This window comes from Neisseria sicca 4320, assembly GCF_000193735.1.
Classification (GTDB): Bacteria; Pseudomonadota; Gammaproteobacteria; order Burkholderiales; family Neisseriaceae; genus Neisseria; species Neisseria sicca_E.
Genome location: NZ_AEPF01000134.1, coordinates 1 through 11,655 on the forward strand (window position 1 = coordinate 1; position 11,655 = coordinate 11,655).

11 protein-coding genes and 1 tRNA gene are annotated in these 11,655 nt (G+C 52.0%); 9 read left to right on the forward strand and 3 right to left on the reverse strand.

Annotated elements, in window-relative coordinates; all coding sequences use genetic code 11:
* Nucleotides 1-432: 432 nt before the first annotated feature.
* A complete protein-coding gene (locus NSCA4_RS0111010) occupies nt 433-1,290 on the reverse strand; it encodes a c-type cytochrome (RefSeq protein ID WP_016688173.1) in 858 nt (285 codons plus the stop codon).
* Nucleotides 1,291-1,576: 286 nt separating this feature from the next.
* Between NSCA4_RS0111010 and NSCA4_RS0111015 the strand changes: the two genes are divergently transcribed.
* Nucleotides 1,577-1,652: transfer RNA gene (locus NSCA4_RS0111015), tRNA-Arg, on the forward strand.
* A gap of 104 nt (nt 1,653-1,756) precedes the next feature.
* On the opposite strand, the gene NSCA4_RS0111020 is transcribed toward NSCA4_RS0111015, so the two are convergent.
* Complete coding sequence (locus NSCA4_RS0111020; protein WP_029609742.1) at nt 1,757-2,950, reverse strand: amino acid aminotransferase; 1,194 nt, start codon at nt 2,948-2,950, stop codon at nt 1,757-1,759.
* 146 nt (nt 2,951-3,096) lie between these two features.
* Here NSCA4_RS0111020 and folP point away from each other — a divergent pair, with 146 nt between their 5' ends.
* The 8 genes from folP (at nt 3,097) to apaG (ending at nt 10,922) form a co-directional block, all read left to right on the forward strand.
* Nucleotides 3,097-3,951 carry a dihydropteroate synthase gene (folP, locus tag NSCA4_RS0111025; protein WP_016688175.1) on the forward strand — a complete coding sequence of 285 codons (855 nt, stop codon included), beginning with the start codon at nt 3,097-3,099 and terminating at the stop codon, nt 3,949-3,951.
* Between the two features lie 442 nt (nt 3,952-4,393).
* Complete coding sequence (gene glmM, locus NSCA4_RS0111030; RefSeq protein ID WP_003743468.1) at nt 4,394-5,731, forward strand: phosphoglucosamine mutase; 1,338 nt, start codon at nt 4,394-4,396, stop codon at nt 5,729-5,731.
* A gap of 303 nt (nt 5,732-6,034) precedes the next feature.
* A complete protein-coding gene (locus tag NSCA4_RS0111035; RefSeq protein ID WP_029609743.1) occupies nt 6,035-6,718 on the forward strand; it encodes a DedA family protein in 684 nt (227 codons plus the stop codon).
* A gap of 247 nt (nt 6,719-6,965) precedes the next feature.
* The gene (locus NSCA4_RS0111045) at nt 6,966-7,958 is read left to right on the forward strand and encodes an asparaginase (RefSeq protein ID WP_029609745.1); all 993 of its coding nucleotides are present in this window, start codon (nt 6,966-6,968) and stop codon (nt 7,956-7,958) included.
* Between the two features lie 7 nt (nt 7,959-7,965).
* Complete coding sequence (locus NSCA4_RS0111050) at nt 7,966-8,757, forward strand: TatD family hydrolase (RefSeq protein ID WP_016688178.1); 792 nt, start codon at nt 7,966-7,968, stop codon at nt 8,755-8,757.
* Nucleotides 8,758-9,012: 255 nt separating this feature from the next.
* Complete coding sequence (gene thiL / locus NSCA4_RS0111055; RefSeq protein ID WP_016688179.1) at nt 9,013-9,969, forward strand: thiamine-phosphate kinase; 957 nt, start codon at nt 9,013-9,015, stop codon at nt 9,967-9,969.
* Entirely contained in the window at nt 9,962-10,450 is a 489-nt protein-coding gene (locus tag NSCA4_RS0111060) for a phosphatidylglycerophosphatase A family protein (RefSeq protein WP_016688180.1), read from the forward strand. Before thiL ends, NSCA4_RS0111060 begins: the two co-directional genes overlap by 8 nt.
* Nucleotides 10,451-10,553: 103 nt before the next feature.
* The gene (apaG, locus tag NSCA4_RS0111065; protein WP_003743457.1) at nt 10,554-10,922 is read left to right on the forward strand and encodes a Co2+/Mg2+ efflux facilitator ApaG/CorD; all 369 of its coding nucleotides are present in this window, start codon (nt 10,554-10,556) and stop codon (nt 10,920-10,922) included.
* Between the two features lie 253 nt (nt 10,923-11,175).
* Here apaG and NSCA4_RS0111070 read toward each other — a convergent pair.
* The coding region (locus tag NSCA4_RS0111070) for an IS5 family transposase (RefSeq protein ID WP_016688181.1) at nt 11,176-11,655 on the reverse strand (480 nt) is incomplete at its 5' end.

The following is an 11,655-nucleotide window of genomic DNA, read 5'->3' on the forward strand; positions in this document are numbered from 1 at the left end:
AATTGGAATTCTTGCCGCAAATCGGTATGAATTGAAATTCAAGCCTGCCCTCTATCTTGTATAGTGGTTTAAAGTTAATCCACTATAAGTGGAGGAATGGTGAAATAGGGAATGATGATGAAGGTGTTGTTTGCGGCAATTTTGTCATTTGGGAGATCAGGCTTCAACACTGATTTTTAAGTATCTGCACAATTCGGGCTATAGAGCAGCTGGATTTCGAATAACTTTGTTGCTGTCACGGTAATCTTGCACTTTTCCTGTTTCGGTAGGGAAAGTGAGGGTATGGCTTGTATGCAAGTATAAAAATCTTAGAGTTGCTATCTGCTTTTTGTTTTTCTCTTGTTAAGCGTAAGCAAGTGGTATAGCCATCAAAAACGCACCTTGTTTGAAGGTGCGTTTTTGATGGAGCATCTATGGCGTTTTCTGAATGAATCAGAATTTAGCGCCTGATTGGTTGGCCATGTAGTTGACCGCTGCTTTGACTTCGTCGTCGCTCAGACCGGCGTTACCGCCTTTGGCAGGCATGGCGTTGAAGCCTTCGAGAGCGTGTTTGTACAGGGTTTCTTTACCTTGTTTGATGCGCGGAGCCCACTCGTCATTTTTGCCTACGCCGGGAGCACCGGGGATGGTGCCGCCGTGACACATTTTACAGTTGGCTTCGTAAACTTTTTGACCGTCTGCACCGCCGGCTGCAGGAGCGGCCGCGCCTTTGTCATCGGCTTTAGGTGCGTCGGCTGCGGGAGCAGAGCCGGCAGCGGCAGGTGCGGATGCGGCTGCATCGCCTGAAGCTGCTTGATCGGCAGGTGCTGCGGCATCAGGATCAGGGAAGTTGCCGCCGCTCTTGTTGGCCATGTAAGTAATGGCGCGTTTGAGTTCTTGGTCAGTCAAATCGGCTGCACCACCTTTGGCAGGCATGGCGTTAAAGCCGTTCAGAGCGTGTTGGAACAGCGTGTCGAAACCCTGTCCTATACGGGGAGCCCAGTCGCCGTTGTTTTCGATTTTAGGCGCGTTGGGGACGGAGCTGTCCGCAGCGTGACATTGGATACAGATTTTGTTGAAAATCTGATCGCCTTTGCGTTCGCCTACCGGAATGCCGTCGCCTAAGGCGAGCTGCCCTGCGGGTTGGATACGGGTTTGCGTGGCGGCTTCGGACGATTGGTTAACGTCTGCGAACGAGCCGCTGCCCGCCAATTTGATGAGGAAGTAAATGACTGCAATAGCAATGATGATACCGCTCACAAGGGTAAACAATGCAGAGCCTTGGGCTTTTGAGTCGCGGAGTTGTTTCATTTGGTAGGCCTCGCCGTTAGGTTAGGTTGTGCTTTGAGTTATAGTTTGGTGTGTTAAACGCAGTTAACAATATTTTGCTGGATTATACTGAATTCACAGGGGCTTTCCAATCGCTCTTGTGGAAAATATACGCAAAGGCGGCAGTTTTTTGCCGTTTGTTAAGGGGTGGATTAGTTATGTTGTTGATTATTTGCAGGGAATTTTCTGCAAATTTGTCTTGTTTGCGCCATCCTGCATAATAGGCTTTGCCAACAGGCGGGATTTGCGTTAATCTTACGCCTTCCCTGCACCCATAGCTCAGTTGGAAGAGTGTCAGTTTCCGAAGCTGGAGGTCACAGGTTCGATCCCTGTTGGGTGCGCCAATTATAGAGAGGCCGTCTGAAAGATGAAAATTTTTCGGGCGGCCTTTTGATTTACTTCAAATAAAACTACATCGGGTTTCAGGCGACCTTTTGCTTTTTGTGTTTTATTTCAACACTTCGGCAAACGCATCGGCAACATAGGCGATATTCGAGGCATTCAGTCCGGCAACGCACATCCTGCCCGAATCCAGCAGGTAAACGGCAAATTCGTCGCGCAACCTGCGGACTTGTTCCATGCTCAATCCTGTGTAGCTGAACATGCCGCGCTGTTTGATGAAATAAGTGAAATCGCGGTTGGGGATTTGGGCGGCCAAGACGTCATAAAGTTTCTGCCGCATGGCGCGGATGCGGTCGCGCATGACATAGACTTCGTTTTGCCACAAGGCGTAAAGTTCGGGGCTGTTCATCACATCGGCGGCGATGTAGGCGCCGTGTGCGGGCGGGCTGGAATAGATGCGGCGGACGGTGAATTTGAGCTGTCCGAACACCAATTCCGCTTCTTCTTTATTCGGGCAAACCACGCTCAAGCCGCCGACGCGCTCGCCGTAGAGCGACAGGTTTTTCGAGAATGAGTTGCTGACGAACAAGGGCAATTCCATTTCCAGCGCCTTGCGGATGGCGTAGGCATCGCTGTCCAAATCGCCGCCGAAGCCTTGGTAGGCAATGTCCATAAACGGAATCAGTTTGCGCGTTTTGATGATGTGCAACACTTCGTCCCATTGCTGTTCCAACATATCCACGCCGGTCGGGTTGTGGCAGCAGGGGTGCAGGATTAGAACGCTGTGTTCGGGCAGGGTGTTGAAAAACGCGGTCATTTCGTCGAATTTGACGCCGACGGTGGCGGGGTCGTAATAAGGATAAGTACCGACCTCGAAACCCGCGCCTTCAAAAATGCCGCGGTGGTTGTCCCAAGTCGGGTCGCTGACGTAGGCACGCGCTGCGGGGAACCAGCGGTGCAGGAAGTCCGCCCCGACTTTGAGCGCGCCCGAGCCGCCCAAGGTTTGTACGGTAACGATGCGTCCTTGTGCGAACGCGGGGTTGTCTTTGCCGAATAACAAATGCTGCACCGCGCTGCGGTAAGTGTTCAAGCCTTCCATCGGCAGATAGGGCGACGGCGCAGGCGTGGCGGCGCGGGCGGTTTCGGCACGGCTCACGGATTCCAACACGGGCATTTTGCCTTCGTCGTCGAAATAAATGCCTATGCTCAAATTGACTTTTTCAGGACGCGGGTCGTTTTTGAAGGTTTCGACCAAACTCAAAATCGGGTCGCCGGGATAGTATTCGACGTGTCGGTACATGGCTGTTTCCTTTATCAGGCGGATTAGGACGGTAAACCTGATTTTGGCATTAAACGGCAGGATTTGTAAAACGGGGTCGTCTGAAAGCTGCATGATGTTTTCAGACGACCTATAATTTCGTCTTCATTATTTTACGGAATACCATCATGACCACGCGCATCTGGCAGGCAGGCAGGTTTGAAATCGGTTTGGACAAGCCGAAAATCATGGGTATCGTCAACCTGACGCCCGATTCTTTTTCCGACGGCGGCGTGTATTCGCAAAACGCCCAAACAGCCTTGGCACACGCCGAACAGCTTTTAAAAGAAGGCGCGGACATTCTCGACATCGGCGGCGAATCGACGCGGCCGGGTGCGGATTATGTTTCGCCTGAAGAAGAATGGGCGCGTGTTGCGCCTGTGTTGGCGGAAGTGGCGGGGTGGGGCGTTCCCGTCAGTTTGGACACGCGCCGCACGGTGATTATGGAAAAAGCGTTGGCACTCGGTGTCGTCGATATTATTAATGATGTGGCGGCGTTGACTGACGAGGGCGCGGTCGAATTGCTGGCGAGTCAGGCGGATACGGGCATTTGCCTGATGCACATGCAGGGTTTGCCCGAAAATATGCAGATTAATCCGAAATATCAGGATGTTGTCGGCGAAGTCGCTCGGTATTTGAAAGTGCGCTCAGCGGAATGTATCGCGGCAGGCATCTCACCGCAACGCATCATACTCGACCCCGGCTTCGGCTTCGGCAAAACCCTGCAACACAATATCGCGCTGATGCGGCATTTGCCCGAATTGATGGCGCAAACGGGTTTCCCACTGCTGATCGGCGTGTCGCGCAAACGCATGATAGGCGATCTGACCGGCGAGGCAGACGCGGCGGAACGCGTACACGGCAGTGTGGCGGCGGCGTTGGCTTCCGTAGCGCGCGGCGCGCAAATTTTGCGGGTGCATGATGTGAAGGCGACGGCGGATGCGTTGAAGGTGTGGGACGCTTTAGGGATTGCCGGCATTTAATAGCTTCTGTTCTGGAAGCAAAAAAACACTTTGAAAATGAAATGTCGGCAGCCCCTGAAATATAGTGGATTAACAAAAATCAGGACAAGGCGACGAAGCCGCAGACAGTACAGATAGTACGGAACCGATTCACTTGGTGCTTGAGCACCTTAGAGAATCGTTCTCTTTGAGCTAAGGCGAGGCAACGCCGTACTGGTTTAAATTTAATCCACTATAGTGATAAAGAGGTCGTCTGAAAACAAGTTTGACGGTTTCAGACGACCCGTTTGTTTAATCCGGTTAACTTGTTTCGGGTTTTGATAAGATAAGAAACTATACCGCTCAGGCGCAATCTAATGACGCTAAACATAAATCCCAACAGTTTTGCATAAAACCCCCTATACTGCCCGTTATGACATTTACGGGTAACCCCATTCTAAAAACATCCTCACGGAGCAAACTCATGGCAAAAAAATATTTCGGCACGGACGGCGTACGCGGCGAAGTCGGTCAATTTCCGATTACCCCCGATTTCGTATTGAAACTAGGTTATGCGGCGGGGCAGGTGTTGGTGCAGCATGACGGCGGACAGAAGCCGACCGTCCTGATCGGCAAAGACACGCGCATTTCCGGCTATATGCTCGAAGCCGCGCTGGTGGCGGGCTTTACCGCCGCAGGTGTCAACGTCATCCAAACCGGTCCGCTGCCTACGCCGGGCGTGGCTTATCTGACCCGCGCGCTGCGTTTGTCCGCCGGCGTGATGATTTCCGCGTCGCATAATGTTTATTCCGATAACGGCATCAAATTCTTTGCCGAAGGCGGCGTGAAACTGAGCGATGAAATCGAGTTGGAGATCGAAGCCAAAATCGACGAGGAAATGAAAACCCAGCCGTCTGCCCGCCTCGGACGCGCCCGCCGTATCAACGGCGCGGACGACCGCTACATCGAATTTTGCAAATCCACCTTCCCCAGTCATTTGGATTTGCGCGGCCTGAAATTGGTGGTCGATACCGCACATGGCGCAGGCTATGACGTTGCGCCCAAAGTGTTCCACGAACTCGGCGCACAAGTCGTCAGCATCGGCGACGAACCCAATGGCTACAACATCAACGAAAAATGCGGCGCAACCCATCCCAAAGCCTTGCAGGCCGCCGTATTGCAAAACGAAGCCGACTACGGCATCGCGTTGGACGGCGACGGTGACCGCTTGATGATGGTTGACCGCAACGGCAAAGTGTACGACGGCGACAGCCTGATTTACGTCATCGCCAAAGCACGCGCCCGCGAAGGCATCAACATCGGCGGCGTGGTCGGTACGGTCATGACCAATATGGCGATGGAAATTGCCCTGAAAGAGCAGGGCGTCGATTTCTGCCGCGCCAAAGTGGGCGACCGCTATGTGTTGGAGCAGCTGAACCAACGCGGCTGGCTCATCGGCGGCGAAGCCAGCGGCCATATTTTGTGCATGGACAAACACAACACCGGCGACGGCATCATCTCCGCGCTGCAGGTTTTGGCAGCGCTGCAAATCCTGAACCAAGACCTCGCCACCGTTTGCGCCGACTGGCAGCCGTATCCGCAAACCATGATCAACGTGCGCATCCAAAAAGGTCAGAAATGGCAGGAAGCCTCGAAAGACGTGTTGGCTGAAGTGGAAAAAGAGCTTGAAGGCAAAGGCCGCGTTGTCTTGCGCGCATCAGGTACCGAGCCGGTCGTGCGCGTCATGGTCGAAGCGCGTCAGGCGGACTGGGCGAAAAAAGGCGCGGAACGCATCGCGGCAGCCATTACCGGCAAGCAGTAATGCTGTCGGAAAACAATCAGGTTTTTAGCAAACCTTGAAACTGCCGTCGTTTCTATGCAAGCGGAAACGGCGGTGCAGTGGATTAATTTTGAATCAGGGCAAGGCGGGGGAACGCCATGCCGGTTTAAGGTTAATCCACTGTGTTTTTTAGGATTCGAGGTCGTCTGAAACACATCAAGGGATATTGTTCACGCATATTTGCGCAACATTCCTTGTTATTTCTTTCAGACGACCCTATCTTTGGTAAAATACAACATCAGTTCAAATGAATTTTCCCTCCACATTACAACCGACGGATACGCCATGTTTGCCTTTTTAGAAGCCTTTTTTGTCCAATACGGCTACGCAGCCGTGTTTTTCGTTTTGGTCATCTGCGGCTTTGGCGTACCGATTCCCGAAGATTTGACGCTGGTGACAGGCGGCGTGATTTCCGGCTTGGGGTACACCAATTCGCACTGGATGGTTGTCGTCGGTATGCTCGGCGTATTGGCGGGGGATGGAATTATGTTTTTCGCCGGACGGGCGTGGGGGCAGAAAATCCTCAAGTTCAAACCCATTGCCCGTGTGATGACGCCGAAGCGTTACGCGCAGGTTCAGGAAAAATTCGACAAATACGGCAACTGGGTATTGTTTGTCGCCCGCTTCCTGCCCGGTTTGCGTACCGCCGTTTTCGTGACAGCGGGCATCAGCCGCAAAGTTTCCTATACCCGCTTCATCCTGATGGACGGGCTTGCCGCGCTGATTTCCGTGCCGGTTTGGATTTATTTGGGCGAATATGGTGCGAACAACATCGATTGGTTGATGGCAAAAATGCACAGCCTGCAATCCGGTATCTTCGTTGTTTTAGGTGTGTTGGCAGTAGCGTTGGCATGGTTCTGGTGGAAAAAACGCCAACGCCTTCAGTTCTACCGTACCAAGTTGAGCGAAAAGCGGGCGCAGCGCAAAGCAGTCAAGGCAGCCAAAAAAGCCGCGCAAAGCGAACAATAAAATCAAGCACCTAAAGAGGTTGCCGATATTCAATAGTTTCCGTGTTTTTTATCCAAAGCGGTATCTTCTGCTTTGAATCTTCCGCTTCGTGAATAAAAATCCGCTTGGAAAATTAAATATCGACAGCCTCAGGGTGCTTTTTCATTTTAAGGTCGTCTGAAAACCGTCCGCGCCGCCAAATTGCCAGCCTGTCCGAAATATAGTTAAATAAGCCGCATCATTATTTTCAGACGACCCGATGATGTCCATGAAACAAAAAATCTTCGTCCTCTACACAGGCGGCACCATAGGCATGACCCAAAGCAGCGAAGGTCTGCGCCCCGATACCGCGCTGGTCAGCCAAGCCCTTTCCCCCTTTTCAGACGACCTCGACTTCGAGTGGCACGTCTGCAAACCCTTGATTGATTCCTCCTCCGTCACGCTGCAACACTGGCGCGACTGGCTGGACATCATTGCCGCCAAACTGCCTTCCTGCGACGGTATCCTGATACTGCACGGCACGGACAGCATGGCGTACACCGCCAACCTTCTCGCGCTCGCCCTGCAAGGCTTGGGTAAACCGATCGTCCTGACCGGCTCCCAATGGCCTTACGCCGCCGAAAACAGCGATGCCCCGCGCAACCTCTCCACCGCCGTCGCCGCCTTCAACCTCAAGCTCAAACAAACCGTCATCTCCTTTGACGGCAAACTGTATCCCGCTGTCGGCAGCAGCAAAGTCAGCACCGAAACCGCCGCAGGTTTCGACAATCCGCATTTCGGCGCCATCGCCGAATGGGACGAAACCCATGGCTGGCACAATCTTCGCATCCCGTCACAAGAGGCGGCGGATGTTTCAGACGACCTCAAAATCCGCTATCCCGACCCGCAGGCAAAAATCGCCGTCCGCACGCTTATCCCCGGCTTTGCCGTCCAAGAACTTGCGAACGGACTCGGACAGCTTCCCGCCCAAGCCCTTATCCTGCAAAGCTACGGACACGGCAACACCCCCGCAGACGAAGGCTTTATCCGCGCCGTGCAAGACTTCACGCAGCAAGGCAAACTGCTGCTCAACATCAGCCAAGTCCGACAAGGCAGAACCGCCGCCGTTTACGCGCAAGGCAACGCGTTCCGCAACTCGGGCATCATCAACGGCGGCAAATGCAACCTCGAAACCGCCACCGCGCTCATGACCCTCGCCGTATCGCAAGGCTGGGGTGCGGAAGATGTAGAAAAAGAGTTGGTGAGACTGCAATTATTGTGAAATCGAAATGAACCTGACCGACACCCATTGTCACCTCGCCGATCCCGCCTTACGCGAAAACCTGCTGCACGTTTTGACCGCCGCGCGGGAGGCAGGAGTAGGGCGGTTTATCGTTCCTGCGACCCGACCGCAGGATTGGCAGGACGTAGCGGATTTCGCGGAAAGGTCGTCTGAAAACCCGATTTTAGGCAATATCCATATCGCACTCGGCATTCATCCTTGGTTTTCAGACGACGTTTCCGAACCGGATTTCCAGCGTTTGGAACAGGCATTGCAAGCGCGTCCGACGGCTTGGGTCGGCGAAATCGGCTTGGATTTTTACGACAAAACCCAAACGCAACGAAAGCGCGAACGGCAAATCCAAGTCTTCAGCCGCCAGCTTGTCATCGCGCAAACCCTGCGCCGCCGCGTGATTATCCATAATCTCAAAGCCACCGCCGACATCGCCGCCGCCGTCAAGCAGACAGGTTTTACCCAAGGCGGCATCGTTCACGCCTTCTCCGGCAGCGCAGAAGAAGCGCGCGTGTTGACGAAATTGGGTTTCAAAATCGGCATCGGTTCGCTGTTGCTCAACCCAAACGCACGAAAAATACGCGAAACCCTAAAAACCTTGAATGACAACGATTTCGTCTTGGAAACCGACAGCCCATTTATGCTGAAAAACGAAATCAACACACCCGCCAACATCCGCCAAATCGCCGCCATCGTCGCCGAAATACGCGGCGTTGCCGTCGAAGAGATAGCCGAAGCGACCGAGCGGAATGTGGAAATGTTGCTGGCAGCAGAAAAGGTCGTCTGAAAACATTCCGTCTTATCGGAGCCACGTTTTCAGACGACATTGGGTTGTGAATCCTAGTGATAACGCAATGAACATCGCTATTTATAGTGGATTAACTTTAAACCAGTACGGCGTTGCCTCGCCTTGCCGTACTATCTGTACTGTCTGCGGCTTCGTCGCCTTGTCCTGATTTAAATTTAATCCACTATATAAAAGGAATGTCTTGCCCTACGGTTTCCTGTAAGGTAAACGAGTTGACAATTTTTTACACTAAATATGACAGAATTTGACTTTATTAGACAGTTTTTGCAAAAACAGCAGGCGGAAGGTTTGGTGTTGGGTATCGGGGACGATGCAGCCATCATCCGTCCAAGTATAGGATTTGATTTGTGTTTTAGTGCCGATATGTTGATTAAGGACAAACATTTTTTTTCAGATGTTTCTCCTGAAGATTTGGCATGGAAAATGCTTGCAGTTAACATATCCGATATGGCGGCGATGGGTGCCGTTCCAAAATGGGTTCTGCTCAGTGCGGGATTGCCCGATTTGGACGAAAAATGGCTGACGCGGTTTTGCGAAGGTTTCTTCTCGCTGGCACAACGTTTCGGCATCACGCTTATCGGCGGCGATACGACCAAAGGTGATTTGGTATTCAACATCACCATCGTCGGCGAACTGCCCCAAGGGCAAGCCCTGCGGCGCGATGCAGCGCAAGAAGGGGATGATATTTGGGTGTCCGGGCAAATCGGTATGGCTGCGGCAGCATTAAACCATCGTCTGAAAAACTGCACCCTGCCGCCGGAAGTCTTCGGACTTTGCGAAGATAAACTCCTCAGACCGGAGCCAAGGGTAGATTTAGGTTTGGCACTTTTGCCGCTTGCCCATGCCGCCCAAGATATTTCGGACGGGCTGGCGCAGGATTTGGGGCACATTTTGACCGCGTCGTCTTTGGGGGCGGAAATTTCGATAGATGTCTTGCCGGTTCCTGATGAATTGAGAACATCGCTGTCTGAAGAACAATGGACGGCTTTCGCCTTATCGGGCGGCGACGATTACGAATTGGTATTTACCGCTTCCGCAGACCGTCGCAGTGAAATCCTTGCCGCAGCAGCGCAATGCGGTGTGGCGGTAACGAGGATAGGGAAAACAAACAACTCAGGCCGTCTGAAAATAAAGGATAAAAAAGGCGGCGAATTATTGCTTACTTCACGGGGGTTCGATCATTTTGGCTGAATTTAAACCTACTTTCAAATGGCTCAAAGAGCGTCCTTTATGCTTCTTGGGCTTTGGTTTCGGCAGCGGTCTTTCTCCCGTTGCGCCGGGAACGGCCGGTACTTTGGCGGCTTTGCCTTTGGCATTTGTCCTTCATTTGATCGGAATCGGCGGCTGGGTTTTGGCATTGCTGTGTATCGCCATGTTTGTTTGGGGAATCCGCATTTGCGGTTATACCGAAAAAGAACTGGGCATACAGGATTACGGAGGTATCGTTTGGGATGAAATCGTAGCAATGATTTTGGTTTTGTCTTTCGTACCTTTCCGCTGGAGCTGGTGGTTTGCGGCTTTTATCGTGTTCCGAATGTTCGACATGCTCAAGCCTTGGCCGATTAAATGGTTCGACAGCCGTATCCACGGCGGACTGGGCATTATGCTTGACGACCTGATCGCCGCACTGATGACCGGTCTGGTATTAGGGCTGGCATCTTGGATTTTTTAAATACACACAATTAAATATATGACTGCTGATAAAAAATATAAGGCAGGCACACTTTCACTCACGTTTAAATAAAAATAGAACCGCATCATTACGGGGAAGCAAAATGAATAATATAGAAATCAGTGTAAAGCCGCGTTATATCGCCGGACAAAGCGATGTTTATCGTGATCGCTATGCTTTTAATTATCAAATCACCATCTGCAACCGCAGCAATGAAGTTATCACATTGCGCCAGCGGTTTTGGGAAGTTACCGACGGGCACGGGGAAATCGGGCAGGTCGGACACGGCGGTTTGATCGAAGAGCAGCCTGTCCTGTATCCGGGTGAGGAATATGAGTACAACAGCGGCTCGCAAATCAGCACGCCTTGGGGCAGTATCGAAGGCGCATACGAATTTGAAGACAGTATCGGCGAGCGTTTTATCATCGGCGTGCCGAAGCTGGATTTCAAAGCAGGCTTTACCCTGCAATAAAATACCCGAAAACAATACAAAGCGGGAATTCAAGGTCGTCTGAAAGAAATAAGGGGCTTTCAGACGACCTTTTTTTGCCTGTTTGTTTGGTTTGAATGTTGAGTTGAGACCTTTGCAAAATTCCTTTCCTTCCGACAGCCGAGATCCAAATAAAGATTTTCGGCTGTTTTTGTTTCAAATATCCACTGATTCTACTCAAATCCCCCCTTAATCCCCCTTGGATACCTGATTAATCAGGCATCCGGGCTGCCTTTTAGGCGGCAACAGGCACACTTAGCCTGTTGGCCGCTTTCAACAGGTTCAAACACATCGCCTTCAGATGGCTTTGCGCACTCACTTTAATCAGCCCGAAATAGGCTGCCCGGGCATAGCGGAATTTACGGTGTAGCGTACCAAAGCTTTGTTCGACCACATAACGGGTCTTCGACAAATATCGATTACGTTTGGTTTGTGCTTCCGTCAGCGGACGGTTGCGGTGGGCTTTGCGCATAATGCCGTCCAACAACTGATGTTCTTTCAGATGTTGTCGGTTTTCCTTACTGTCGTAGCCTTTGTCGGCATAGACGGTCGTACCTTCGGCTATACCTTCCAGCAAAGGGGACAGATGGTTGCACTCATGGGCGTTGGCGGGGGTAATGTGCAGTTTCTCGATATAGCCTTCCTCATCGGTACGGGTATGTTGTTTGTAACCGAGTCTGTATAAACCGTTTTTCTTTGTCCAGCGGGCATCGCT

Excerpts from the sequence above, each read along its gene's own strand:
- NSCA4_RS0111010 (WP_016688173.1), bottom strand. The coding sequence starts at position 1,290 with ATGAAACAACTCCGCGACTCAAAAGCCCAAGGCTCTGCATTGTTTACC.
- NSCA4_RS0111020 (WP_029609742.1), bottom strand. The coding sequence starts at position 2,950 with ATGTACCGACACGTCGAATACTATCCCGGCGACCCGATTTTGAGTTTG.
- folP (WP_016688175.1), top strand. The coding sequence starts at position 3,097 with ATGACCACGCGCATCTGGCAGGCAGGCAGGTTTGAAATCGGTTTGGAC.
- glmM (WP_003743468.1), top strand. The coding sequence starts at position 4,394 with ATGGCAAAAAAATATTTCGGCACGGACGGCGTACGCGGCGAAGTCGGT.
- NSCA4_RS0111035 (WP_029609743.1), top strand. The coding sequence starts at position 6,035 with ATGTTTGCCTTTTTAGAAGCCTTTTTTGTCCAATACGGCTACGCAGCC.
- NSCA4_RS0111045 (WP_029609745.1), top strand. The coding sequence starts at position 6,966 with ATGAAACAAAAAATCTTCGTCCTCTACACAGGCGGCACCATAGGCATG.
- NSCA4_RS0111050 (WP_016688178.1), top strand. The coding sequence starts at position 7,966 with ATGAACCTGACCGACACCCATTGTCACCTCGCCGATCCCGCCTTACGC.
- thiL (WP_016688179.1), top strand. The coding sequence starts at position 9,013 with ATGACAGAATTTGACTTTATTAGACAGTTTTTGCAAAAACAGCAGGCG.
- apaG (WP_003743457.1), top strand. The coding sequence starts at position 10,554 with ATGAATAATATAGAAATCAGTGTAAAGCCGCGTTATATCGCCGGACAA.